This is a genomic window from Streptomyces sp. NPDC107471 (genome assembly GCF_055582845.1).
The window spans coordinates 196,937-221,920 of sequence record NZ_JBVJPC010000009.1; the positions used below are offsets into that span (position 1 = coordinate 196,937).

At 70.0% G+C, this 24,984-nt stretch carries 19 protein-coding genes and 1 tRNA gene; 8 read left to right on the forward strand and 12 right to left on the reverse strand.

Annotated features, from left to right (window positions below; all coding sequences use genetic code 11):
* Positions 1-26 precede the first annotated feature (26 nt).
* From ACZ66S_RS29040 to ACZ66S_RS29050, 3 genes are read left to right on the forward strand one after another with little or no spacing between them, the layout of a single operon-like run.
* Positions 27-1,421, forward strand: a complete 1,395-nt coding sequence (locus ACZ66S_RS29040) for a pyridoxal phosphate-dependent decarboxylase family protein (protein WP_469904497.1) — start codon at positions 27-29, stop codon at positions 1,419-1,421.
* Positions 1,418-2,842 carry a lysine N(6)-hydroxylase/L-ornithine N(5)-oxygenase family protein gene (locus tag ACZ66S_RS29045; RefSeq protein WP_469904498.1) on the forward strand — a complete coding sequence of 475 codons (1,425 nt, stop codon included), beginning with the start codon at positions 1,418-1,420 and terminating at the stop codon, positions 2,840-2,842. The genes ACZ66S_RS29040 and ACZ66S_RS29045 overlap by 4 nt, the downstream gene beginning before the upstream one ends.
* 50 nt (positions 2,843-2,892) lie before the next feature.
* Positions 2,893-4,041: a GDSL-type esterase/lipase family protein gene (locus ACZ66S_RS29050; RefSeq protein WP_469904499.1), complete on the forward strand. Its 1,149-nt coding sequence runs from the start codon at positions 2,893-2,895 to the stop codon at positions 4,039-4,041.
* Here ACZ66S_RS29050 and ACZ66S_RS29055 read toward each other — a convergent pair.
* Entirely contained in the window at positions 4,038-5,837 is a 1,800-nt protein-coding gene (locus tag ACZ66S_RS29055; RefSeq protein WP_469904500.1) for a bifunctional metallophosphatase/5'-nucleotidase, read from the reverse strand. The two genes, ACZ66S_RS29050 and ACZ66S_RS29055, sit on opposite strands and share 4 nt — an antisense overlap.
* Before the next feature lie 150 nt (positions 5,838-5,987).
* On the opposite strand from ACZ66S_RS29055, the gene ACZ66S_RS29060 reads away from it, so the two are divergent.
* Positions 5,988-6,677: an SIMPL domain-containing protein gene (locus ACZ66S_RS29060; RefSeq protein WP_469904501.1), complete on the forward strand. Its 690-nt coding sequence runs from the start codon at positions 5,988-5,990 to the stop codon at positions 6,675-6,677.
* Positions 6,678-6,821: 144 nt separating this feature from the next.
* Positions 6,822-8,258 carry a pyruvate kinase gene (gene pyk / locus ACZ66S_RS29065; RefSeq protein WP_469904502.1) on the forward strand — a complete coding sequence of 479 codons (1,437 nt, stop codon included), beginning with the start codon at positions 6,822-6,824 and terminating at the stop codon, positions 8,256-8,258.
* Positions 8,259-8,265: 7 nt separating this feature from the next.
* Here pyk and ACZ66S_RS29070 read toward each other — a convergent pair whose 3' ends face one another.
* The gene (locus ACZ66S_RS29070) at positions 8,266-9,054 is read right to left on the reverse strand and encodes a transposase (protein ID WP_469904503.1); all 789 of its coding nucleotides are present in this window, start codon (positions 9,052-9,054) and stop codon (positions 8,266-8,268) included.
* An 82-nt stretch (positions 9,055-9,136) separates the two neighbouring features.
* Positions 9,137-9,219, reverse strand: a tRNA-Leu gene (locus tag ACZ66S_RS29075).
* 96 nt (positions 9,220-9,315) lie between these two features.
* On the opposite strand from ACZ66S_RS29075, the gene ACZ66S_RS29080 reads away from it, so the two are divergent.
* Positions 9,316-9,972 (forward strand): ANTAR domain-containing response regulator, encoded by a 657-nt coding sequence (locus tag ACZ66S_RS29080; protein ID WP_469904504.1) that lies wholly within the window; start codon positions 9,316-9,318, stop codon positions 9,970-9,972.
* A 72-nt stretch (positions 9,973-10,044) separates the two neighbouring features.
* Here ACZ66S_RS29080 and ACZ66S_RS29085 read toward each other — a convergent pair whose 3' ends face one another.
* The 8 genes from ACZ66S_RS29085 to ACZ66S_RS29120 form a co-directional block, all read right to left on the reverse strand.
* The gene (locus tag ACZ66S_RS29085; protein WP_037719274.1) at positions 10,045-10,761 is read right to left on the reverse strand and encodes an ABC transporter ATP-binding protein; all 717 of its coding nucleotides are present in this window, start codon (positions 10,759-10,761) and stop codon (positions 10,045-10,047) included.
* The gene (locus tag ACZ66S_RS29090) at positions 10,758-11,582 is read right to left on the reverse strand and encodes an ABC transporter ATP-binding protein (protein ID WP_469904505.1); all 825 of its coding nucleotides are present in this window, start codon (positions 11,580-11,582) and stop codon (positions 10,758-10,760) included. Before ACZ66S_RS29090 ends, ACZ66S_RS29085 begins: the two co-directional genes overlap by 4 nt.
* A 5-nt stretch (positions 11,583-11,587) precedes the next feature.
* The gene (locus ACZ66S_RS29095; protein WP_469904506.1) at positions 11,588-13,357 is read right to left on the reverse strand and encodes a branched-chain amino acid ABC transporter permease; all 1,770 of its coding nucleotides are present in this window, start codon (positions 13,355-13,357) and stop codon (positions 11,588-11,590) included.
* 5 nt (positions 13,358-13,362) lie between these two features.
* The gene (locus ACZ66S_RS29100) at positions 13,363-14,292 is read right to left on the reverse strand and encodes a branched-chain amino acid ABC transporter permease (RefSeq protein WP_469904507.1); all 930 of its coding nucleotides are present in this window, start codon (positions 14,290-14,292) and stop codon (positions 13,363-13,365) included.
* 134 nt (positions 14,293-14,426) lie between these two features.
* A complete protein-coding gene (locus ACZ66S_RS29105; protein WP_469904730.1) occupies positions 14,427-15,653 on the reverse strand; it encodes a branched-chain amino acid ABC transporter substrate-binding protein in 1,227 nt (408 codons plus the stop codon).
* Positions 15,654-15,879: 226 nt separating this feature from the next.
* A complete protein-coding gene (locus tag ACZ66S_RS29110) occupies positions 15,880-16,566 on the reverse strand; it encodes a hypothetical protein (protein WP_469904508.1) in 687 nt (228 codons plus the stop codon).
* 968 nt (positions 16,567-17,534) lie between these two features.
* Positions 17,535-17,996 carry a hotdog fold thioesterase gene (locus tag ACZ66S_RS29115; RefSeq protein ID WP_469904509.1) on the reverse strand — a complete coding sequence of 154 codons (462 nt, stop codon included), beginning with the start codon at positions 17,994-17,996 and terminating at the stop codon, positions 17,535-17,537.
* Between the two features lie 52 nt (positions 17,997-18,048).
* The gene (locus tag ACZ66S_RS29120; protein ID WP_469904510.1) at positions 18,049-20,328 is read right to left on the reverse strand and encodes an FdhF/YdeP family oxidoreductase; all 2,280 of its coding nucleotides are present in this window, start codon (positions 20,326-20,328) and stop codon (positions 18,049-18,051) included.
* 168 nt (positions 20,329-20,496) lie between these two features.
* Between ACZ66S_RS29120 and polA the strand changes: the two genes are divergently transcribed.
* On the forward strand, positions 20,497-23,226 hold the full coding sequence (polA, locus tag ACZ66S_RS29125; protein ID WP_469904511.1) for a DNA polymerase I: 2,730 nt from the start codon (positions 20,497-20,499) through the stop codon (positions 23,224-23,226).
* A gap of 393 nt (positions 23,227-23,619) precedes the next feature.
* The gene (locus ACZ66S_RS29130) at positions 23,620-24,072 is read left to right on the forward strand and encodes a hypothetical protein (protein WP_469904512.1); all 453 of its coding nucleotides are present in this window, start codon (positions 23,620-23,622) and stop codon (positions 24,070-24,072) included.
* Here ACZ66S_RS29130 and ACZ66S_RS29135 read toward each other — a convergent pair.
* On the reverse strand, positions 24,002-24,850 hold the full coding sequence (locus tag ACZ66S_RS29135) for a DUF4184 family protein (protein ID WP_469904513.1): 849 nt from the start codon (positions 24,848-24,850) through the stop codon (positions 24,002-24,004). The two genes, ACZ66S_RS29130 and ACZ66S_RS29135, sit on opposite strands and share 71 nt — an antisense overlap.
* Between the last annotated feature and the right edge of the window lie 134 nt (positions 24,851-24,984).

Genomic DNA, 24,984 nt, shown 5'->3' on the forward strand with positions numbered 1-24,984 from the left:
GTCCCCAGCGCCCCCGGAGGTCGACGATGCACACGCCGCCCCTGGCCTCGGGCCCCGAAGGCCCCTCCTCGCTGCGCCCGTTGCTGGACACGGTCCTGGAGGCGCTGGGGGAGGGGACGCGGGCGAGGGGAGGCCCACTGCCGGCGGGTGGGCCGGAGCCGGTTGCAGCCCGGGTGCGCGAGGCGCTGGGGACCGTACTCCCGGAGGAGGGCGATCCGGAGGCTCTACGACGCCTGGTGCGCGCCTTGGCAGAAGGCTCAGCGGACCCGGCGGACCCTTTCTGCGCGGCCCACTTGCACTGTCCGCCGCTCGCGGTGGCCGCAGCCGCCGACTTGGCCGCCTCAGCTCTGAACCCGTCCCTCGACTCCTGGGACCAGGCCCCGGCAGCGTCAGAGCTGGAGGCCCAGGTAACCCGGGCACTGGCAGACGAGGTGTACGGCGAGACACTCAGGGGCGCGGGGAACCGCGCGACAAGCCCCCACCGGCCCGACGCTTTGGTCACTACGGGTGGCACGGAATCGAACCAACTCGCCATCCTCCTGGCCCGGGAAACCCTGGGCCAGGACGTCCGCCTCGTCTGCGGCGAGAACGCCCACCACTCCCTCCCCAGATCCGCCTGGCTCCTGGGCCTGCCCGAGCCGCTCATCATCCCCACCCCCCACGGCACCCTCGACCCCGCCGCCCTGGACACACTCCCGCCCGGCCCGCTGCTCATCGCCGCCACCGCGGGCACCACCGACGCCGGCCTGATCGACCCCCTCCCCGAGATCGCCGCCCGGTGCGCACAACACGGCGCACGGCTGCACATCGACGCGGCCTACGGCGGAGGGCTCCTCCTCAGTGCACGGCACAGAGCCAAGCTCACCGGCCTGAGCGCCGCGGCCACCGCCACCCTCGACCTCCACAAACTCGGCTGGCAACCCGTCGCCGCAGGCATCCTCGCCGTCCGCGACGCCCAGGACCTAGCCGCCCTGACCCACCGCGCCGACTACCTCAACGCCGACGACGACACCGAGGCCGGCCTCCCCGACCTCCTCGGCCGCTCCCTGCGCACCACCCGCCGCCCCGACATCCTCAAGATCGCCGTCACCCTCAAGACCCTGGGCCGGGCAGGACTCGCCGCCCTCGTCGACCAAGTCTGCGCACAGGCAGAGGAGTTCGCCCGAGCCGTCGAGGAACACCCCGGCTTCGAACTCCACGCACCCCCCACCATCAGCACGGTCCTGTTCCGCCCCGCACACGCCACCGACGACGCCGTGGCGGCCGTACGCCGCCACCTCCTCACCGACGGCCGCGCCGTCCTCGGCCGAGCCCGCGCGGCGAACCGGCTCTGGCTCAAGGTCACCCTCCTCAACCCCACCACCCGGCCGGCCGACCTCGCCGGACTCCTGCACCTCGTGGAAGGAACCACCCCCCGATGAACCCCCACCCCCCACACCACGAGCCCGACGCACCCCGCGACCTCGTCGGCATCGGCATCGGACCCTTCAACCTCTCCCTCGCCGCCCTCGCCCAGCCCCTCACCGCACTCGACGCCGTCTTCTACGAACAGCGCCCCGCCTTCGGCTGGCACCCCGGACTCCTCATCGACGGCGCCACCGTCCAAGTCCCCTTCCTCGCCGACCTGGTGACCCTCGCCGACCCCGCCAGCCACTGGACCTTCCTCAACTACCTCAAGACCCGCGAGCGCCTCTTCCCCTTCTACTTCGCCGAGCGCTTCCACATCCAACGCGCCGAGTACGACGCCTACTGCCGCTGGGTCGCCGAGAACCTCCCCGGACTCCACTTCAGCCACCAGGTCGACGCCGTCCGCTTCAACCCCGAACGCGACGTCTTCGAAGTCGACTACACCCAGTTGGACAGCGACGGCGAAGCCGAGGCCCTGGGCCGCACCTACACCAAGAACATCGTCCTCGGCATCGGCACCGAGCCCTACGTGCCCGAGCCCCTCAAACCCCTCGTCGAAGCACCCGGCGTCCCCGTCATCCACGCCACCGACTACCTCGACCACCGCCACCACCTCCTCACCGCCGACCACGTCACCGTCGTCGGCTCAGGACAGTCCGGCGCCGAGGTCTTCCTCGACCTCCTCCGCAACCGCCCCACCGGCCGCGAACAACTCCACTGGATCGGCCGCACCGAAGCCTTCGCACCCATGGAGTACTCCAAGCTCGGCCTCGAACACTTCACCCCCGACTACACCCGCTACTTCCACGCCCTGTCCGAAAGCGTCCGCGACCGCCTCGGCACCACCCAGTGGCAGCTCCACCGCGCCATCGACGCCGACACCATCGCCGCCATCCACGACGAGCTCTACCGCCGCACCCTGCACGGCGGCTGGCCCGACGCCGTCCTCACCCCCGGCGTCCGCGTCCGCACCGCGGGCAGGATCGCCACCACGAAGATCGAACTCCACCTCGAACACATCCAGCAGGGCAGCCGCTCCCGCCTCACCACCGACGCGGTCGTCCTCGCCACCGGCCACCGCGAACGCCCCCTCGACCGCATCCTCGCCGGACTCGACCCCTACATGCGCCGCGACAGCCGCGAACGCCCCCGCGTCGACGAACACTTCCGGCTCGTCCTCGACCCGTCCGTCACCGGCGCCGACTGCCACATCCACGTCCAGAACGCCGAACGCCACACCCACGGCGTCGGCACCCCCGACCTCGGCCTCGCCGCCTGGCGCAGCGCCACCATCCTCAACGCCGTCACCGGCAAGGACACCTACCCGCTGCCCACCCGCACCGCCTTCACCACCTTCGGCCTCGAGGACCGGCTGCCCCGCATCCCACCCGCCCGCACCGCCCCCGCCCTGACCCCCCTCGTCGAGGGACGGTAAAAAACCGGCGGCGGCGGAAGAACCCCGGCACCGGGCCGGTTGGCCCCCACATGACGACCACCTGGACCGCCGCCCACCGCGCCGCCGCCATCAGCCCCCACGAGAGCCCCGCCCTCTTCGAGTCCCGCGGCTTCACCGACCAGACCGTCCGCCAGTACCTGCGCCTGGCAGGCGGCGGCGACGCCGTCCGCATCCGCCTGACCAACCGCTACGGCGACCAACCCCTGGAGATCGGCGGCGCCCACCTCGCCCTGCGCACCAAAGGCAGCGGCATCGACCCGGGCAGCGACACCCCGCTCCACTTCTCCGGCGCCCCCACCGTCACCGTCCCCGCCGGCGGCGAAACCCTCAGCGACCCCGTCGAACTACCCGTGACCGCGGGAGAAGAGCTCGCGCTGAGCCTCTACCTGCCCGGCGACACCGGACTCACCACCTACACCGCCGTGCCCTACGACACCGGACACGCCGTCCCCGGCAACCAACTGTCCGCCCAACTCCTCGAAGACCCCGAGGAGTTCGCCACCGGACACCTCCTCGCCGGCGCCGACGTCCTCGCCCCGGCCGGCACCCGCATCGCCGTGGCCTTCGGCGACTCCTGGATCGAAGGCGCCGCCACCACCCCCGGCACCGACAACAGCTTCCCCGGCCGGCTCAGCCGCCGCCTGAAGCACGGCTGGATCGTCAACGCCGGCATCTCCGGCAACCGGCTCCTCACCGACGCCATCGGCGAACACCTCCTGGCCCGCATCGACCACGACGTCCTCGCCGTCCCCGGCGTCAGCCACGTCATCACCCACATCGGCCTCAACGACCTCGGCCTGCCCGGCCACTTCGCCTACCCCGAACCCGCCGAAGGGCCCACCGCCGCCGAGTTCAAGGCCGGCCTCACCACCCTCGCCGACCGCCTCCACACCGCCGGACTCACCGTCATCGGCTCCACCATCGGCCCCTACAAGGGCACCGTCCACGACGGCTACGACACCGCGACCGGACAGGCCGTGCGCGCCGAGGTCAACGCCTGGCTGCTCGGCGACGACCATCCCTTCGACGGGATCGTGGATGTGGCCGCCGCCGTCGCGGACCCGGCCGACCCCGACCGGATCCACCCCGACTACAACGCCGGCGACGGCCTCCACGTCAACGACGCCGGCGCAAAAGCCATCGCCGACGCCGTGGACGTGACCCTGCTCGACCTCTAGAAGACCGGCGTGCCCTCGCGCGTGAGCCTCCAGTCCACCGACGCGAAGTCTTTCGGGTCCAGCACACCCTTCGCGGTCACCCACTCCGCGATCCGCGTCCGGATCTCCGTCGACTCCGACCACAGCTCGGGGGCCGAGGCCACGTGCGGGAACGCCCCGCCACCGTTCGCCCGGTAGTTGTTCACCGCGAACACGAACTTCTGCCCGTCGTCCAGCGCGGCACCGTTGTACGTCAGGTTCCTGATCCGCGACCCCGCCGCCTGCGCGATGTCGATGTCGTACGAAAGACCCGACACGTAGTCGTAGTTGTAGTCCGGCCGGTTGCCCGCGTTCGTCAGCTTCTCCACGTCCACGACCGCACCCGCGGCCGTCTGCGCGAAGTACTCCGCCGAGTACTCCAGGTACGCCCTGACCTGCGCACCCGTCAGCAACTTCGCCACCAGCGTGTTGTCGTACACGTACAGGCTCGACAGATCCCGGATCGTCACGTCCCCGGCCGGGATCTCCGACGTCCGCGAGAACGGCGACGCCTGCGCGATCACCGGCAGCGAGGCGTACTCCGTGCCCGCCAGCGCCGCCCTGACCACGTCCTCCTGGACCTTCGTGATCAGATCGATGATCGGCGCGTCCTTGTACCGCGCCTCGACCGTCGTCAGCGTCTCGGTCGCCGAACCGACCACCTGGTTCACGTACTTCACGACCACGTCGTGGTCGTCCTTCAGCAACTTCGTGATCTTCGGGTCGTCCGCCACCGCGTTCGAGTTGAGCACCTTGGACGACACCGACTCGACCGACCAGCGCCCCCTCTCGAAGACCAGCTCGATGTCGAACAGCGACAGCCGCTCCGCGAACGCCAGCGGCTCCGACAGCACGACCGTCCTCCCCGTCTTCGCGTTGGTGACCTTCAGCTCCGGGATCTCCACATGCGCGTGCCCCACCAGGATCGCGTCGATCCCCGGCACCTGCTGCGCCACCAGCGCCGCCGAGTTCTCCACGTACGGCAACTGGTCACCGTACGACGACGTCCCCGACGAACCCGAGTGCGCCGACACCACCACGACGTCCGCACCCATCGACCGCAGCTTCGGCACCCACTTCGCCGCCTGCTCCTCGAGCCCCGGGAACGTCAGCTTCCCCTGCACATACGCCTTGTCCCAGATCGCGATACCCGGGTTCGTCAGCCCCAGCACCGCCACCTTCACCGGCGGCGCACCCTTCACCTGGAACTTCTTGATGAAGTACGGCGGGAAAGCCGGCTTCAGCGTCTTCGCGTCCAGCGCGTTCGCGCCCAGCAGCGGGAAGTCGCACTGCTCCTCGAACTTCCGCAGCGTCTCGATGCCGTAGTTGAACTCGTGGTTGCCCAGCGCCACCGCGTCGTACCCGATGGCGTTCATCGCCGCCGCCATCGGATGGACCGGACCACCCTTCGCGGTGATCGGGTCCACCTTCGCGTAGTAGTACGTCAGCGGCGTCCCCTGGATCGTGTCACCCGCGTCCAGCAGCAGCGTGTTGCAGCGGCCCTTCTCCTTGCGGACCTGGTTCACCAGCGTCGAGATCCGCGACAGACCCTGCGCGTTGCCCGCCGCGTCCTTGTACTCCGCGTCCTTGAAGTAGTCCCAGTTGAAGACATGACCGTGCAGGTCGGTGGTGCCCATCACCGTCAGCGAGTAGCGCTTCGCACGCCCCTTTCCGGCCGCCGCGGCCTGGGCGGCCGGCGCCCCCACGGCACCGGCCAGCGCGACACCCGCACCGGTCACGGCGGACTTCTCCAGGAACTTCCTGCGGTTCAAGGCCATCTCTTGATCTCCTCGGGGAACGGTCAACAACGCGCGTAGATTCTGACCCGCACATGTCGAACGGCAACAGTCCCCGCAGGTTGCGATCTGATGACCCGACCACGACCGACCAGGTCCGTAACCGGCCAACAACTGACACAGTGGGTCGTTATGGCCACCGACTCCGTTCCCTACGGCACCCCCGACGCCCCCCGCATCGCCGTCCGCGGCGAAGCCCACCTCGAAGTCGACCCCGAGATCGCCCGCATCAGCATCACCGTCACCAGCCGCGGCAAGGACCGCCGCACCACCCTCGACGACCTCACCCGCCGCAACGCACACGCCCTCGACCTGCTCAAGTCCTACGGCGACGCCGTCGAACACCTGGAAACCGGCTCCTTCTCCGTCACCCCCGAACTCAAGGAACACGGCCGCGGCGAACGCGTCCACGCCTACCACGGCCGCGTCCACATCACCGCCGAACTCAACGACTTCACCGCACTCGGCGAACTGACGACCCGACTGGCCGACCAGGAACTGACCACCGTCGACGGCCCCTGGTGGGCCCTGCGCCGCACCTCACCCGCCCACCGGGAAGCCCGCCGGCAAGCCGTACGGGACGCCGTCCAACGCGCCAAGGAGTACGCCGAGGCCCTCGACACCTCCCTCGCCTCCCTGCTCGAACTCGCCGACATCGGAGCGGAGGACCCCGAACCCCGCTTCGTCGGCAAAGCCAGCCGCGCCCGCTCCATGGCCTACGAAGCCGACACCGCAGCCGCCCCCCTCGACCTCGAACCCCAACGCCAACACGTCCACGCCCAGGTCAACGCCCGCTTCACCATGACACCCCCCACCCTGTGAGCGACCAGCGTATTTGCGATCGAAATGCTCATCCGAGCGGGGAGCCGCACACTTCAACCCTTGTCAACAGCCCTTAACCCAAAGGTGGTTGAGTGGTCACACCCACCCAATTCCCTACCCATCGGTAAGGTCTAGGGTCGAAACATGCGCCGAGCAAAGATCGTCTGCACCCTGGGCCCCGCCACCGACACATACGACCAGATCAAAGCCCTGGTCGACGCCGGAATGGACGTAGCCCGCTTCAACCTCAGCCACGGCAGCCACGCCGAGCACGAGGAGCGGTACCACCGCGTCCGCAAGGCCTCCGACGAAACCGGCCGCAGCGTCGGCCTCCTCGCCGACCTTCAAGGCCCGAAGATCCGCCTCGGCCACTTCATCGAAGGCCCCGTACTCCTTGAACGCGGCGACACCTTCACCATCACCGTCGAAGAAGGCGCACAAGGCGACCAGCGCTCCTGCGGAACGACGTACGACGGCCTCGCCGCCGATGTCTCCGCAGGCGAACGCATCCTCGTCGACGACGGCAAGGTCTGCCTGGAGGTCACCTCGGTCGACGGACCCCGCGTCCACACCCGAGTGGTCGAAGGCGGCATGATCTCCGACCACAAGGGACTCAACCTCCCCGGAGTGGCGGTATCGGTCCCCGCACTGTCCGACAAAGACGAAGAAGACCTCCGCTGGGCCCTGCGCATGGGCTTCGACATCATCGCCCTCTCCTTCGTCCGCAGCGGACGGGACATCGAGGATGTCCACCGGATCATGGACTCGGCAGGACGCCGGGTCCCGGTGATCGCCAAAGTGGAGAAGCCGCAGGCCGTCGAGGCCATCGACGACATCGTGGCCGCCTTCGACGGCATCATGGTCGCCCGCGGCGACCTCGGCGTCGAGATGCCCCTCGAACAGGTGCCACTCGTCCAGAAACGCGCCATCAAACTCGCCAAGCGCAACGCCAAACCCGTCATCGTCGCCACCCAGATGCTCGACTCCATGATCGAGAACTCCCGCCCCACCCGAGCGGAGGCCTCCGACGTCGCCAACGCGGTCATCGACGGCACGGACGCGGTCATGCTGTCCGGCGAGACGAGCGTCGGAAAGTACGCGATCGAGACGGTCCGCACCATGGCGAAGATCGTCGAGGCCGCGGAGGAGGACATCCTCGCCAAGGGCCTGCCCCCGCTCACCGAACGCAACAAACCCCGCACCCAGGGCGGCGCCGTCGCCCGCGCGGCGGCCGAGATGGGCGACTTCCTCGGCGCGAAGTTCCTGGTCGCCTTCACCCAGTCCGGCGACACCGTCCGCCGCCTGTCCCGCTACCGCTCGCCGATCCCCCTCCTCGCCTTCACCCCGGAACCGGCGACCCGCTCCCAGCTCAGCCTCACCTGGGGCGTGGAGACCTTCCTCGGCCCGCAGGTCGACTCCACGGACGCGATGGTCGACCAGGTGGACGAGGCGCTCCTGCGGTACGGCCGCTGCGAGAAGGGCGACGTCGTCGTCATCACGGCCGGCTCCCCACCCGGCGTCTCCGGCTCGACGAACCTGGTCCGAGTCCACCACGTCGGCGAGGACGACAGCCCCAAGTAGGGAGGGGTCAGTGCTTGGGGCCCACGTGGGTGTCCATCAGGGCGACTGAGGCCTTTCGGGCGATCGAGATGTTGAACGGGTCGCTGCCCCGGGCGAGAGTCGTCCACTCGACACCGACGAGGTCGAGGGCGTCGGTGAAGAGGCGCCGGATGTCATCGGACTTGTTGGCGAAGAAGTACCGCGGGTACTCATAGCGCTTCCGCTCACCGGCTACGAGCCGGGTCGTCCAGTTGGTGATGCGGCACCCGTCGGAGTGGATCAGGCCACGGATGAACTCCCAGGGGTGGTCGATGACGATGTCCTGCTGCCAGGAAGCGAAGACGATCGAGCGCTCGTGCTTCTTGCCGGGGCCGTGCTGGGGGAACAGACAATGCAGGTGCTTCGAGTAGACCTTCACGTTGCGGCAGCCGGTCTTGCGAACGCGGCACACGGCATTGTCGGGGAACACCTTGCGCATGGTCTGCTCGCACGCGTCCATCAGCCCGGGCCATGACTCGTCACACGTGATCATGAGATTGGGCACCCGGTGCGCGGAGTAGCGGCTGATATGGCCATCACCCAGGTAGAGGCCGAGCAAGTAGCTGTATGCCGCGGGGTCGAGCTCCCGGCCGTCGCATCGCGGGCACGTCGGGTCGTGCTTACCCGGGCACTCACCGCGCTTCGCTCTGTCCAGATGCTTCCAGTAGGCGACGGTCCCTGGTGGAATGCTGAACGCGCGAGCGACTTCCGCGTTTCTTGCACCGCCACGCAGCAGTGCGAGCGCCTTCTGTCGAACCTCAGTGCCGTGAAAATGCATGCGACTACCCTGAGTGAGTGATCGCGACTGCGTGCAGCAAAAAGCGGATGTTCACGAGAACGTGGACATCCGCTTTCAGAGGTGCCGGGTGCGGGATTCGAACCCGCACGTCCTTTCGGACAGATGTGTTTGAGACATCAGCGTCTGCCATTCCGCCAACCCGGCTGGCCAACCCCAGAGGAGTGTACCGGGTGACCTGCCCGAGCTGCAGCTAGGTAGGCTCTTGTCAGCAGTACCCCTGCCCCTGAACGAGGAGCCCCCGTGACCTCCCCCGAGTCGCCCCAGCCCGTAGACGCGCCCGACGACGACAAGTCGCACGTGCCTCCGCTGACGACCCGTGTCGTCATCGCCGAGGACGAGGCCCTGATCCGGCTCGACCTCAAAGAGATGCTGGAGGAAGAGGGCTACAGCGTCGTGGGCGAGGCGGGCGACGGCGAGCAGGCCGTGGAGCTCGCCCGTGAGCACAAGCCGGACCTCGTGATCCTCGACGTGAAGATGCCCAAGCTGGACGGCATCTCCGCGGCCGAGAAGATCGCGGAGGAGCGCATCGCCCCGGTGCTGATGCTCACGGCCTTCTCGCAGCGTGACCTGGTCGAGCGGGCGAGGGACGCCGGTGCGATGGCGTACCTGGTGAAGCCGTTCAGCAAGAGTGATGTCGTGCCGGCGATCGAGATGGCCGTTTCCCGGTTCACGGAGCTGCGGGAGCTGGAGAACGAGGTCGCCGACCTGACGCTCCGGTTGGAGACGCGCAAGCTCGTGGACCGGGCGAAGTCGATTCTGCAGACGTCGTACGGTCTGACCGAGCCGGCCGCGTTCCGGTGGATCCAGAAGACGTCGATGGACCGGCGGATGTCCATGCAGCAGGTGGCTGAGGCGGTCATTCAGGACGCGGACGAGAAGAAGGCCAACAAGGGCTGAGAGCAGTAGCCGTGACAGACAGAGGCCCGCGTCCCCAGTAGGGGGCGCGGGCCTCGTCGTACGGCCGGACGGTCAGTCTTCGCCGAGGTATGCCTTGCGGACGGACTCGTCGTGGAGGAGGTCCTGACCGGTGCCGGAGAGGACGATGTTGCCGACCTCCATGACGTGTCCCTGGTCGGCCAGGGAGAGGGCGGCCTGGGCGTTCTGCTCGACCAGCAGAATCGTCGTGCCCTGGGACTTCAGCTCCACGATGGTCGACATGATCTTCTGCATCATGATGGGGGACAGGCCCATGGAGGGCTCGTCGAGCATCAGGAGCTTGGGCTGGGACATGAGCGCGCGGCCCATGGCCAGCATCTGCTGTTCGCCGCCGGACAGGGTGCCCGCCGCCTGGTTGCGGCGCTCTCCCAGGATCGGGAAGAGCTCGTAGGCGCGCTGGATGTCCTTTTCGATCCCTTCCTTGTCCTTCCGCAGGAACGCTCCGAGCTGGAGGTTCTCGAAGATGGTCAGGCGGGGGAAGATGTGCCGGCCTTCGGGGGAGTGGGCAAGTCCGAAGGAGACGATCTTGTGGGCGGGGACGCCGCTGAGGGGCTTGCCGTCGAAGAGGATCTTGCCGGAGGTCGGCTTGAGGAGGCCGGACAGGGTCCTGAGGGTCGTGGTCTTGCCGGCGCCGTTGGTGCCGATGAGGGTGACGACCTGGCCTGCTTCGACGCTGAAGGAGATGCCCTTGACGGCTTCGATCTTGCCGTAGGAGACCCGGAGGTCCTCGACTTCGAGGAGTGCGGTCACTGGCCTTCTCCCTTGGTGCTGGTGGTGCTGTGCGCTTCGGCCGCGTCGGGGTCGCCTTCGAAGGGTTCGCCGAGGTAGGCGGCGATGACGCGTTCGTCGGCCTGGACGACCTCGGAGGTGCCTTCGACGAGTTTTTCGCCCTGGACGAGCACGGCGACGCGGTCGGAGAGGTTGAAGACGAAGCGCATGTCGTGCTCGATGAGGAGGACGGCGATGCCCTTGTCGCGGATGGCGAAGACCAACTCCTCGGTGGCGCGGGTCTCCTGGGGGTTCATGCCGGCGGTGGGCTCGTCGAGGAGGAGCAGGCCGGGTTCGGAGGCCAGGGCGCGGGCGATCTCGAGCTTGCGCTGTTCGCCGTAGGGGAGGTTGCGGGCGAGGTGGTCGCGCTTGCCGGCGAGGCCGATGAACTCGAGGAGTTCCATGGCGCGGTCTTCGCTCGCTCGTTCCGCCTTCTTGAAGCCGGGGCCGCGCAGGAGGGCGGACCAGAGGCCTTCCTTGGTGCGGGTGTGGCGGCCGACGAGGACGTTCTCGAGGACCGTCATGTTGGCGAAGAGGCGGATGTTCTGGAAGGTGCGGGCGATGCCGGCCTTGGTCACCAGGTGGGGCTTGGGCGGGAGGACGGTGCCCTTGTAGGAGACGGTGCCCTCGGTGGGGACGTAGAGGCCGGTGAGGCAGTTGAAGAAGGTGGTCTTGCCGGCGCCGTTGGGGCCGATGAGGCCGACGATCTCGCCTGCGTTGACGGTGAAGTCGACCGAGCGGACGGCGGTGAGGCCGCCGAAGCGCATGGTGACGTTGCGTGCTTCGAGTACAGGTGTGGTCATGGTGCTCACGCCCCCGCCTTGGTGACGGCGGCCGGTTCGCCGGTGAGTGTGGTTGTTTCTGGTACGTCGAGTTGGCCGGTCTCGTGGAATTCGAGTTGGCGGCGGCGGTTGGCGATGATGCCTTCGGGGCGGAAGCGCATCAGCAGGATGAGGGCGATGCCGAAGGCGAGCAGGGACTTGTCCTGGAGGAAGACGAGCTTTTCCGGGAGCAGGTAGAGCAGGGCGGCGCCGAGGATGGGGCCGGCGACGGTGCCCATGCCGCCGAGGACGACGGCGGCCAGGAGGAAGGCCGAGTTGGGGGGTGTCGAGCCCGCGAACTGGTACGGCGTGGGGACGACGCTGTAGGTGACGTGGGCGCTGACGGTGCCGGCGAGGCCGGCGAGGGTGGCGCCGAGGGCGAAGGCGATGAGTTTGACGCGGAAGCCGTTGATGCCCATGGCGGTGGCGGCGGTCTCGTCCTCGCGGATGGCGATCCAGGAGCGGCCGATGCGGGAGTCGGCGGCGCGGGTGTAGACCAGGACCACGATGGCCATGATCAGCACCATGAGCAGGTAGTAGTTGGCGAAGCGGCCGAGGGTGAAGCTGCCGATGTCGTGGGCTTCGCCGAGGTTGAACCCGAACAGTTTGAGGTCGGGGATGGCCGGGATGCCGTTGGGGCCGTTGGTGAGGTCGGGGCCGGAGTCGCCGTCGAGGTTGTTGACGGCGATGCGGAAGATCTCTCCGAAGCCGAGGGTGACGATGGCGAGGTAGTCGCCGCGCAGTCGCAGGGTGGGGGCGCCGATGAGGACGCCGAAGACGAGCGAGGCGGCGGCGCCGGTGAGGGCGGCGGCCCAGAAGGGGAAGTGGACGCCGGAGAAGCGGGAGAACTCGGAGCCGGAGACGAGGGCGGCGGTGTAGGCGCCGACGCCGAGGAAGGCGACGTATCCGAGGTCGAGGAGGCCCGCGAGGCCGACGACGATGTTGAGGCCCAGGGCGACCGTGCCGAAGATCAGGATGTTGACGCCGATGTTGGCGTAGTGGTCGTTGGTCTGGGTGAAGGGGAATGCGATGGCCGCGGCGAATCCCATGGCGAGGGTGAAGCTGCGGTTGCGGGCGACCATGCGGGAGAAGCGGTCGTTGAGGCCGGCCGTGTGCAGGGCCCAGACGGCGAAGACGACGACGATGAGGAAGCCGACGAAGAGTTCGCCGTACTCGGTGTCGATGCCGTAGGTGAAGACGGCCAGGCCGATGATGGTGACGACGGTGATGACCGCGCGCTCCAGCCAGGGGCTGAGGGGTGCGGGGGCGGGGATGCCGTCGGGCTTGGCGAGGTACGCCTTGAGGTTTTCCTTGGTGTTCTCGGAGCGCGGTTCGGGGAGCGCGAAGGCGCCGAGGACGGGGAGGAGGGAGGCGATGGCCGCGACCCAGCCGCCGGGTTCGAGGTTGGCGAGTCCGCCGAGTTCGGCGGCGATGGAGACGACCGTGTACCAGGTGACGCCGAAGCCGCCGAGTGCGGTGAGCACCAGGGGGGCGTTGTTGCGGGCGGGGATGAGCCAGCCGAGGCCGCGGACGCCGTAGGCGGAGAGCGCGAAGAGGGTGGTGAGGAGGCCGGCGATGAGGGTCAGCCACTGGAGGCCGCCGGGGTAGCCGGTGATGGTGAGGTCGCCGGGGAACTCGCTGGTCCAGGTCCAGGCGAGGAAGGCGGAGGCGGCGGTGGCGATGCCTCCGACGAGGCTGAGTGCGCGGGCCGCGGGGAGGGGCAGCGGGATCAGGCCGCGGGTGGTGTTGTCGGTCATGGTGATCACGCCCTGTCCGCTACGCGTTCGCCGAGCAGGCCTTGTGGCCTGACGAGGAGGACGATGATGAGCAGGCAGAAGGCCCAGACGTCCTTCCAGGAGCCGCCGCCGAAGAGGTGCATGCCGGGGATGTCGTCGATGTAGGCGGAGGCGAGGGTCTCTGCGACGCCGAGGACGAGGCCGCCGAGCATGGCGCCGTAGATGTTGCCGATGCCGCCGAGGACCGCGGCGGTGAAGGCCTTGAGGCCCATCAGGAAGCCCATGCGGTAGTCGATGCTGCCGTACTTGAGGCCGTAGGCGACGGCGGCGACGGCGGCGAAGAAGCCGCCGATGGCGAAGGCGATGACGATGATGCGGTTGGTGTCGATGCCCATGAGCTGTGCGGTGTCCGGGTCCTGTGCGGTGGCCTGCATGGCGCGGCCGGTGCGGGACTTGCGGACGAAGAAGGCGAGGGCGGACATGCAGACGATCGCGGCGACGACGAGGAAGATGTCGGCGTCCTTGATGGTGACGGAGCCGATGTCGTGGGTGGCGTCGAGGCCGGGGAAGGCGACGGCGCGGTCGGCGCGGGGGTAGAAGTTGCGGACGACTTCCTGGAGGGCCAGGGAGAGACCGATCGCGGTGATGAGCGGTGCGAGCCGTGGGGCTCCGCGCAGGGGCCGGTAGGCGAACCGTTCGGCTCCGACGGCGATGAGGATGGCGACGAGGCCGCCGCCGATCAGCATCAGGGGGACGGCGAGGGCCATCGAGGTGCCGTCGGGCAGGATGTAGAAGTAGACCGTGAAGGCGCCGAAGGCCCCGGTCATGAAGATCTCGCCGTGCGCGAAGTTGATGAGCTGGACGATGCCGTACACCATCGTGTAGCCGATGGCGATCAGCCCGTACATCGAGCCTAGGAGCAGCCCGTTGGCCAGCTGCTGCGGCAGGGTGTTCACCGCGTGGCCTCCATTGTCGCTGGTGGTCGTGTGCACGTATTGCGTGCCGGGGTGGGGTGTGGCAAGGGCCGCGCGGTCGGGGTCCCCTCCCGCGCGGCCCGTTGTGGTGGTGCTGTCTGCTGCTGGGGCCTGGACTAGCCGAGGTCGGCGGTGCCGGTCTTCACAGCCTTCCACTCGCCCTTGGTGACCTGGTAGACGGTGAGCTGCTTGTTGGTGGTGTCGCCGTACTGGTCGAAGGCGACCTTGCCGGAGATGCCTTCGAAGTCGGACTTCTGGACGCCGTCGACGACGGAGGAGCGCAGGGCGTTGATGTCGCTGGGGACCTTGCCGTCGTTGGCGTCGACGGCGGCCTTGACGGCCTTGATGATGGCGGTGGTGGCGTCGTAGGAGTACGCGCCGTAGGCGCCGTAGTCGCCCTTGTAGCCCTTGGCCTTGTAGGTCTCGATGAAGGTCTTGGCGGCGGGCAGGGTGTCGGCGGGGACGCCGACGGCGGTGGCGAGGTCGCCCTCGGAGGCCGCGCCCGCGGTCTCGATGTAGGTGGAGGCGAACATGCCGTCGCCGCCGAAGAGCGGGATCTTGACTCCGCCGTCCTTCATCTGCTTGGTGATGAGGGAGGACTCGTCGTACTGGCCGCCGTAGTAGAGCAGGTCGGCCTTGGCGTTCTTGATCTTGGTGACGAGGGAGCCGAAGTCCTTGTCGCCGGTGTTGATGTGGTCGGAGCCGACCACGGTGCCGCCGAGCTTCTTGAACTGCTCGGTGAAGATCTTGGCGAGGCCGGCGCCGTAGGTCTGCTTGTCGTCGACGACGAAGACCTTCTTCTTCTTGAGGCCGTTGTACGCGTAGTCGGCGGCGAAGCTGCCCTGGAGCTCGTCGGTGGTGGCGGTGCGGAAGTACGTCTTGTACGGCCGCTTCTTGTCCGTCTGCCAGTTCTTGCCCTGGGTCAGCTCGGGGTTGGTGTTCGAGGGGGAGATCTGGACCATGTTGGCCGAGGCGAACACCTGCTGCATCGACTGGGCGACGCCGGAGTTCAGGGGGCCGACAGCGCCGACGGCGGTCTTGTCGCCGGTGATGGTGGTGGCGTTGGACTGGCCGGTGGCCGGCTGCGCCTTGTCGTCGAAGGCCTTCAGCTTGAAGGTCACGCCCGGGACGAGCTTGTTCTTGTTGGCGTCGTCGACGGCGATCTGGGCGCCGTACTGGATGCCGAGACCGGTGGTGGAGTTCTCGCCGGAGAGCGGGGCGTCCACGCCGATGGTGAGGGTGGTGCCACCCCCGCTGTCACTGTCGCCGCCCTTGTCGTCTCGGGAGCCGCAGGCGGTGAGTGTGAGAGCCCCCGTCGCCATGACGGAGGTCAGGATCACCATGGAACGTCGCACAATCAGTCCTTTCCGCAGGCACGCGCGCCCTCGTGGGTGCGGCTGGTGCCCGCGCTTTACCGAACTCCCGATGGAGCGGTGACTGGCCGTGACTCTAAGCCCGGTTTGCGGGCAGCGGCATCGCTGTGCACGGGCTTGTGACTTTCTTGTTATGACGTGATGGATGGCGGGCTTCCGCGGAGGGGACTCTCGGCCGGTTTGGCGGGTTACTCCCTCAGTCCGCATTTTGAGAACCTGCACTTCCGCTTGGCCGTCCGGGCTGTGGCGCCGGTGCCGGGGCGCAGGCGCCCCGGAGGAGCCGGAAAAGGTCGCGGGAATAGGCCTGGCCGAAGATGAAGCTGTGATGCTGTATTGCGCGCGCGTTACGGAGCGTTACGTCAAGAAAAGGTAGGTCCGCATTACGGGGCAGGCCCGAACAGTCGGAAACCGATATCTCGACGGTGACCCGGCGTGTGGTGCCGGGGTGCACGGTGAAGGCGTCGGGCAGCGCGTGGGCGGTGAGGCCGGTGAAGGCGGCGCCGGTGACCTGGAGGGTGACGGGGGGCCCGCTGTGGACGTCGACGGCGAAGCGGAAGCGGCCGCTGGTGGGGTGGGTGCCGGGGGGTCGGGGGAGTCCGGCGGGTCCGAGGTAGCGCCAGGCGGTGACGTTGGCGGGCCAGGGGACGGGGGTGCGCTCGGGCTCGGGGCGGGGGTCCGCGGAGAGGTTGCGGGGGACCAGAACTCCGGCTGCCAGCAGGGTGATTGCGGTGGCGGTGAGGGTGGTTCTGCGGGCGCGGGGCGTCAGTCCGCGCCACCGGGCGCTCCAACGGTCCGTCAGTCGGGGCCCGTCGGTGCCGATGACGTCGTAAGTCTCCCCGGAATCCGGTGAGTCGACGGGCTCGACGGGGCCGATACCGGTCATGGGAGAACGGTAGGGGGTCCGGGGGGGGGCGTGCCCAGCCGGGGGGCGCCTCGGGGGCTGTCCGGCGCGGATCTCTGCGGGGCGGCGGAGGGGAGCGGTGCATGTCGGGAGAGTCAGGGGTCGGTGTGTACCGGCCGGACGACGGGCGGGCCGGGCGTGCGGCGGGTCTGTGCGGGGCCGTCGGCGTGCGGGGGCTGGGGTGTGGGGGTGCGAGGCGGAGGGGACGCCCGGCCGAGCGGCGGGCGGGCCGGGCGTGCGGCGGGATCTGTGCGGGGCCGTCGGAGCGCGCGGGCTGGTGGGTCGGGGCGCGAGGCGGAGGGGGCGCCGAGGCGGGCGCCCGGGCGCGGGACGCCGGGCGGGGACGGGGCTGCGGACCGGTGCACCGGCACCCGTGGTGCCGGTCGGCTGGACGGCTTGCGGCCCTGTGATGCCGGTCGGCCGGGCGCTTCCGGCACCTGTGATGCCGGTCGGCCAGGCGGCGTCCGGTGTCCGTGGTGTCGGTCCGCCGGTCCGCGGGGCGGCTTCCGGCACCTGTGGTGCGGGTCCGCCGGACAGCTTCCGGCTCCCGTGGTGCCGGTCCGCCGGGCGGCTTGCGGCCCTGTGATGCCGCCCGCCGGCCCGCCGGGTGGCTTTCGGCACCTGTGGTGCCGGTTCGCCGGGCGGTTACCGGCACCTGTGTTGTCGGTCCGCCGGACAGCTTCCGGCTCCCGTGATGCCGGTCCGCCGGACGGCTTTCGGCCCTGTGTTGCTGGCCCGCCAGCCCGCCGGGGCTTTCGGGACCTGTGATGCCGATGGGCCGGACGGCTTGCGGCGCCTGTGGTGCCGGTCCGCCGGGCAGCTACCGGCACTTGTGATGCCGGCCCGCCGGCCCGCCGGACAGCTCTCCGCACCCGTGCTGCCGGTCCACAGGTCCCGGTCAATTGGGTGGCTTCCGGGGCCCGTGATGTCGGCCCGGTCCGCCGGAGGCCCTAGCGGGTCGGGGTGTCCCGGAGCAGGCAGGTCAGTCGGGCGGTGCAGACCCGGCGGCCCTCCTCGTCGCTGATCACGATCTCGTACGTGGCGGTGGACCGGCCCCGGTGCACGGGTGTGGCCACGCCGGTGACCAGTCCCGAGCGCACTCCGCGGTGGTGGGTGCAGTTCAGGTCCACGCCGACCGCGATCTTGGAGCTGCCGGCGTGCAGCATGGAGCCGACGGACCCGAGGGTCTCGGCGAGCACGGCGGAGGCGCCTCCGTGCAGCAGGCCGTACGGCTGGGTGTTGCCCTCGACGGGCATGGTGCCGACGACGCGGTCCGCGGAGGCCTCGACGATCTGCACGCCCATGCGGGTGCCCAGGTGCCCGGCCGAGAACATGGCGACGAGGTCGACGCCGAGCGCGGCGTACTCGTCGATGACCTCCTGCGGGAACGTGGCGTGCTGCTGCTCACCCATGGGCGGGCTCCGTTCGTCCTGGTAGCTACGACTGCCTGCGCTGAGCAAACGCTCAGTCGGTAGTCGATTGTTCCAGACGTACGACGACGGACTTGCTGGCCGGGGTGTTGCTGGTGTCGGCGGTGGCGTCCAGCGGCACCAGGACGTTGGTCTCGGGGTAGTAGGCGGCCGCGCAGCCCCGGGCGGTCGGGTAGTGCACGACCCGGAACCCGGGGGCCCGCCGCTCCACGCCGTCCTTCCACTCGCTGACGAGGTCGACGTACGACCCGTCGGCGAGCCCGAGCCCGGACGCGTCCTCGGGGTTGACCAGGACGACCCGGCGGCCGTTCCTGATGCCGCGGTAGCGGTCGTCGAGGCCGTAGATCGTGGTGTTGTACTGGTCGTGCGAGCGCAGCGTCTGCAGCAGCAGCCGGCCCTCGGGCAGCTCGGGGTACTCGACGGGCGCGGCCGTGAAGTTGGCCTTGCCGGTGGCGGTGGGGAAGCGGCGCTCGTCGCGCGGGGCGTGCGGCAGGGTGAAGCCGCCGGGGCGGGCCACACGCGCGTTGAAGTCCTCGAAGCCGGGGATCACGCGGGCGATGCGGTCGCGGACGGTGGCGTAGTCCTTCTCGAACTCCTCCCAGGGCGTGGCGCTGTTCTCGCCGAGGACGCGGCGGGCCAGGCGGCACACGATGGCGGGCTCGGACAGCAACTGCCCGCTCGCGGGCTCCAGTCGGCCCCGGGAGGCGTGCACCATGCCCATGGAGTCCTCGACCGTCACGAACTGCTCGCCGCTGCCCTGGAGGTCGCGCTCGGTGCGGCCCAGGGTGGGCAGGATCAGGGCACGCGCGCCCGTGACCGCGTGCGAGCGGTTGAGCTTGGTCGACACGTGCACGGTCAGGCGGGCCCGGCGCATGGCGGCCTCGGTGACGTCGGTGTCGGGGGAGGCGGAGACGAAGTTGCCGCCCATGGCGAAGAAGACCTTGGCCTCGCCGTCGCGCAGGGCGCGGATGGCGCGGACCACGTCGAAGCCGTGCTCGCGCGGCGGGGCGAAGCCGAACTCCTTCTCCAGGGCGTCCAGGAAGGCGGGCGCGGGGCGCTCGAAGATGCCCATGGTGCGGTCGCCCTGGACGTTGGAGTGGCCGCGGACCGGGCAGACGCCGGCGCCGGGGCGGCCGATGTTGCCGCGCAGGAGGAGGAAGTTGACGACCTCGCGGATGGTCGGCACGGAGTGCTTGTGCTGGGTGAGGCCCATGGCCCAGCAGACGATGGTCCGCTCGGAGGCGAGGACCATGGAGAGGGCTTCCTCGATCTCCGCGCGCGTGAGACCGGTCGCGGCGAGTGTCTCGTCCCAGTCGGCGGCGCGGGCGGCTGCGGCGAACTCCTCGTAGCCGTGGGTGTGTTCGTCGACGAAGGCCCGGTCGACGGCGCCCTCGGTGTCGAGGATCAGCTTGTTGAGGAGGCGGAAGAGGGCCTGGTCGCCGCCGATGCGGATCTGGAGGAACAGGTCGGTGAGCGCGGCGCCCCTGACCATGCCCTGGGGGGTCTGCGGGTTCTTGAAGCGCTCCAGGCCGGCCTCGGGCAGCGGGTTGACGTTGATGATCCTCGCGCCGTTCGCCTTGGCCTTCTCCAGGGCGGAGAGCATCCGGGGGTGGTTCGTGCCCGGGTTCTGTCCGGCGACGATGATCAGGTCGGCCTTGTAGAGGTCGTCGAGCAGGACGCTGCCCTTGCCGATGCCGATGGTCTCGCTGAGTGCCGAACCGGACGACTCGTGGCACATGTTGGAGCAGTCCGGCAGGTTGTTCGTGCCGAGCTCGCGGGCGAAGAGCTGGTAGAGGAACGCGGCCTCGTTGCTGGTGCGTCCCGAGGTGTAGAAGACGGCCTCGTCGGGGGAGCCGAGGGCGGCGATCTCCTCGGCGACGATGTCGAAGGCGCGCTCCCAGGTCACCGGTTCGTAGTGGGTGCCGCCCTCGGGGACGTACATGGGGTGGGTGAGCCGGCCCTGCTGGCCGAGCCAGTAGCCGCTCCTGGTCGCGAGGTCGGCGACGGGATGCGCGGCGAAGAACTCGGGGGTGACGCGGCGCAGGGTGGCTTCCTCGGCGACCGCCTTCGCGCCGTTCTCGCAGAACTCGGCCGAGTGCCGGTGCTCGGGCTCCGGCCAGGCGCAGCCGGGGCAGTCGAAGCCGTCCTTCTGGTTGACGCGCAGCAGGGTCAGCGCGGTGCGCTTCACGCCCATCTGCTGCTGGGCGATCCGCAGGGTGTGGCCGATGGCGGGGAGGCCGGCCGCCGCGTGCTTCGGTTCGGTGACCTGTGGAGCGTCCTGAACCGGATCACCCTTGGGCGGCTTCGTGGCCATCGGACTCTCTCCTTCGCGCACACATGTGAGGTACGTCTCCGATCCTCGCACGCGCGGCTGACAACGACGTTTGCCGGGCCCACGGGAAGCGTCGGCACAGCGTGCGCCGTGCGTGCCGTCGGCGGCGGACGGGCCTGACTGTCAGTGGGGCGTGGCAGGATCGGGGGCGTGGCAGAGACAGCAGCGAAGAAGACCGACAACAGCCCCGGCGGCAGCCGCCCGCGCCTGATGCTCATGGACGGGCACTCGCTGGCCTATCGCGCGTTCTTCGCGCTGCCCGCGGAGAACTTCACCACCGCGACCGGCCAGCCGACGAACGCGATCTACGGCTTCGCGTCGATGCTGGCCAACACCCTGCGCGACGAGGCCCCCACCCACTTCGCGGTGGCCTTCGACGTGTCCCGCAAGACCTGGCGCTCCGAGGAGTTCACGGAGTACAAGGCCAACCGCTCCAAGACCCCGGACGAGTTCAAGGGCCAGGTCGAGCTGATCGGCGAGCTCCTCGACGCGATGCACGTCTCGCGCTTCGCGGTCGACGGCTTCGAGGCCGACGACGTCATCGCCACCCTCGCCACCCAGGCCGAGGCCGCGGGCTTCGACGTGCTGATCGTCACCGGCGACCGCGACTCCTTCCAGCTCGTCTCCGAGCACACCACCGTGCTCTACCCCACGAAGGGCGTCTCGGAGCTGACCCGGTTCACCCCGGAGAAGGTCTTCGAGAAGTACGGCCTGACGCCCGCCCAGTACCCCGACTTCGCGGCCCTGCGCGGCGACCCGTCCGACAACCTCCCCGGCATCCCCGGCGTCGGCGAGAAGACCGCCGCGAAGTGGATCAACCAGTTCGGCTCGTTCGCGGAGCTGGTCGAGCGCGTCGAGGAGGTCAAGGGCAAGGCCGGGCAGAACCTCCGCGACCACCTGGAGGCCGTCAAGCTCAACCGCCGCCTCACCGAGATGGTGCGCACGGTGGAGCTGCCGAAGACGGTCACCGACCTGGAGCGCGCCCCGTACGACCGCAAGACGCTCGCGATGATCCTCGACACCCTGGAGATCAGGAACCCGTCCCTGCGGGAGCGGCTCCTGGCCGTCGACCCGGGCGCCGAGGAGGCCGAGGGCGCCCCGGTCGCCGCGCCCGGCGTGGCGGTGGACGGCACGGTGCTCGGCACCGGCGAGCTGGCCGGCTGGCTCGCCGAGCACGGTTCGGGGCAGCCCCTCGGTCTCGCCACGGTCGACACCTGGGGCCTGGGCACCGGCTCGGTCGCCGAGGTCGCGCTCGCCGCGTCCGGCGGGGCCGCCGCCTGGTTCGACCCCTCCGAGCTGGACGAGGCCGACGAGAGGGCCTGGGCCGCCTGGCTCGCCGACGCCGACCGGCCCAAGATGCTGCACAACGCCAAGGGCGCCATGCGGGTCTTCGCCGAGCACGGCTGGAGCGTCGCCGGCGTCACCATGGACACCGCGCTCGCCGCGTACCTCGTCAAGCCGGGGCGCCGCTCCTTCGACCTGGACGCGCTGTCGCTGGAGTACCTGGGCCGGGAGCTGGCGCCCGCCGCCGCGGCCGACGGGCAGCTCGCCTTCGGCGCGGACGACGGGGCCGAGGCCGATGCGCTGATGATCCAGGCGCGGGCCGTGCTCGACCTGGGCATCGCCTTCGAGGGCCGCCTGGAGGAGGTCGGCGCCGCCGATCTGCTGCGGGACATGGAGCTGCCCACCTCCGCCCTGCTGGCCCGCATGGAGCGGCACGGCATCGCGGCCGACCGGGCGCACCTGGAGGCCATGGAGCAGATGTTCGCCGGGGCGGTCCAGCAGGCCGTGAAGGAGGCGCACGCGGCGGCGGGGCACGAGTTCAACCTCGGCTCGCCCAAGCAGCTCCAGGAGGTCCTCTTCGGAGAGCTGGGCCTGCCGAAGACGAAGAAGACGAAGACCGGCTACACCACCGACGCCGACGCGCTCGCCTGGCTGGCGACCCAGACGGACAACGAACTCCCGGTGATCATGCTCCGGCACCGAGAGCAGGCCAAGCTGCGGGTGACCGTGGAGGGCCTGATCAAGACGATCGCCGCGGACGGCCGTATCCACACGACGTTCAACCAGACGGTCGCGGCGACGGGCCGGCTGTCGTCGACGGACCCGAACCTGCAGAACATCCCGGTCCGCACGGACGAGGGCCGGGCGATCCGGCGCGGGTTCGTGGTGGGGGACGGCTTCGAGTCCCTCATGACCGCTGACTACAGCCAGATCGAGCTGCGGGTGATGGCCCACCTGTCCGAGGACGAGGGCCTCATCGAGGCGTTCACCTCCGGGGAGGACCTGCACACCACGGCCGCCGCGCAGGTCTTCGCGGTCGAGCCCGACGCGGTCGACGCGGAGATGCGGCGCAAGATCAAGGCGATGTCGTACGGGCTGGCGTACGGGCTGTCCGCGTTCGGGCTCTCGCAGCAGCTCAACATCGAGGCGGGGGAGGCGCGGGCCCTCATGGACGCGTACTTCGAGCGGTTCGGCGGGGTGCGGGACTATCTGCGCCGGGCGGTCGACGAGGCGCGGGCCACCGGGTACACGGCGACGCTCTTCGGGCGCCGGCGGTATCTGCCCGACCTCAACAGCGACAACCGGCAGCGGCGTGAGGCGGCCGAGCGGATGGCCCTCAACGCGCCGATCCAGGGCACGGCGGCCGACATCGTCAAGATCGCGATGCTCAAGGTGGACGGCGCCCTGCGGGACGCCGGTCTCGCCTCCCGCATGCTGCTCCAGGTGCACGACGAAATCGTGCTGGAGGTCGCGCCGGGGGAGCGGCAGGCCGCGGAGGAGATCGTCCGCCGCGAGATGTCCGACGCGGTGCGGCTGAACGTCCCGCTGGGCGTCTCGGTGGGCGACGGCACGGACTGGGAATCCGCAGCGCACTAGCCTCCGGCGGTTGGGCGGGGGGTCTGTGCGGGTGCGGCTACACGTGCATGTGCGGGTGCGTGGGGGCTGGTCGCGCAGTTCCCCGCGCCCCTGCCTGCGGCGGCCCGCGCGGCCCGGGTGGGGCGTCGCATACGGCGGGTGCGGGTGCGTGGGGGCTGGTCGCGCAGTTCCCCGCGCCCCTGATGCCTGCGGCGGCCCGCGCGACACGGCGGGTCCATTGTGGCGCAGGGTGACTGCAGCTCCCCAGGGGCGCGGGGAACTGCGCGACCAGCCCCCACCGACCGGCACCCACCCGAGACCCCGACCCGGCATCCGCGCAAGCGCCGCAGGCACCGTCACTCGCGTGGCTCCCATCGCCGCGCCCCCGCTCGCCGCCCCGGCCAGGATGCCGTCATGGGTATACGCATGCTCCACGGCCGGGCGGTCCCCGGACGGACGCAGGCACAGGCGCACGCCGACAAGGCCCCGTCCGTACGGCCCCCGGTTCCGGCCCACGCGGCCGCCGCAAGCACCGCCCGCATCCCCTTCGACCTGGCGACACTCCTGCGCCGAGCGCGAGCGGGCGCCCGCCTCACCACCTCCCTGCGCCACGCCGCCACCGAGCTACGGCACCGCGTCGCCCGCCGCGAGCGGGACGTCGTAGGACGCGAAGAGCCGTCCGGTCCGAGGCTGTGGGCCGAACTGGCCCTGAGTTATCTCGCTCTCGCCCTCACCCTGCTGCCCCGGTCCCGTCCGATGCCCACCATGACGGTGTTCGTCGCGGCCCCGGACGGCGTCAGCGGGCGAGCGGGAGACCGGCCTCCTCTTCCGGGGCGTCGGACACCGGGGCCGGGCGCCACAGCCTGACCCCGGCGGCGTACAGCAGCACTCCGGGCAGCAGCCCGGCGCCCGCGCCGAAGCAGAGGGTCGGGATCAGTTCCCAGGGCTTCGCGGTGGAACCCCAGTACTCCCACCACCGCGAGGCCCGCTGCAACGCCCCCACCGCCATGCAGCCGCCGATCACGGCCACGGCCCCCCACCTGTCCCGCGCCGACAGCACGGGCACGCCCCGCGGGCCGACCGCCACCGGGGCCCGGCGCAACGCGCGCCCGCAGAACACGGCGATCACCACCGCGGCCAGCGCCGAACCGCCGTACTGCAGGTACCAGAACACGGGGGAGCCGGCCACCTCCCGGCCGAGGACGGGGAACAGCCGCATCCCCCACCGGTCGTGATGCGTGAACGCGTCCCACACGACATGGGTCAGCGCCCCGACGACGGCGGAGGCGTACCAGCGCACGACCAGTGACGTGCGCACGCGTGCGCGTGGCGCCCCGCAGCGCAGCAGCGCCGCCACCCCGCCCTGCCGCCCCCGTGGCAGCAGGGCCACCAGCGGTTCGCGCAGCACCAGCCACAGGCCCACCAGGGCCCAGGCCACGAGCACGTCGACCGTGAAGACGCCCGGGAACGAGTGCGTCACGGTGCCGAACTCCATCGCCCCGGACACGACACTTGCCGCGTAGTAGGTCATGTCGGGAGAGAAGGATCCGGCCACGAGCACGGCCGGAACCAGTCGGCCCCGGCCCATTCCGTCGGTGCGCACCGCGGGCAGCACCGCCGCCGCGTGGCTCAGGGTGAACGGCAACGGGGCTCCTCGCAGGGGGTGTTGGCCGGGCGGCGGCCCGGCTGATCGGTCCCGTCCAGTATGGGCGACGCGATCCCGCACCGATCGAACATGGCCAACCGGTGAATATCGGGCACGAACCGGTGTCCGAGAAA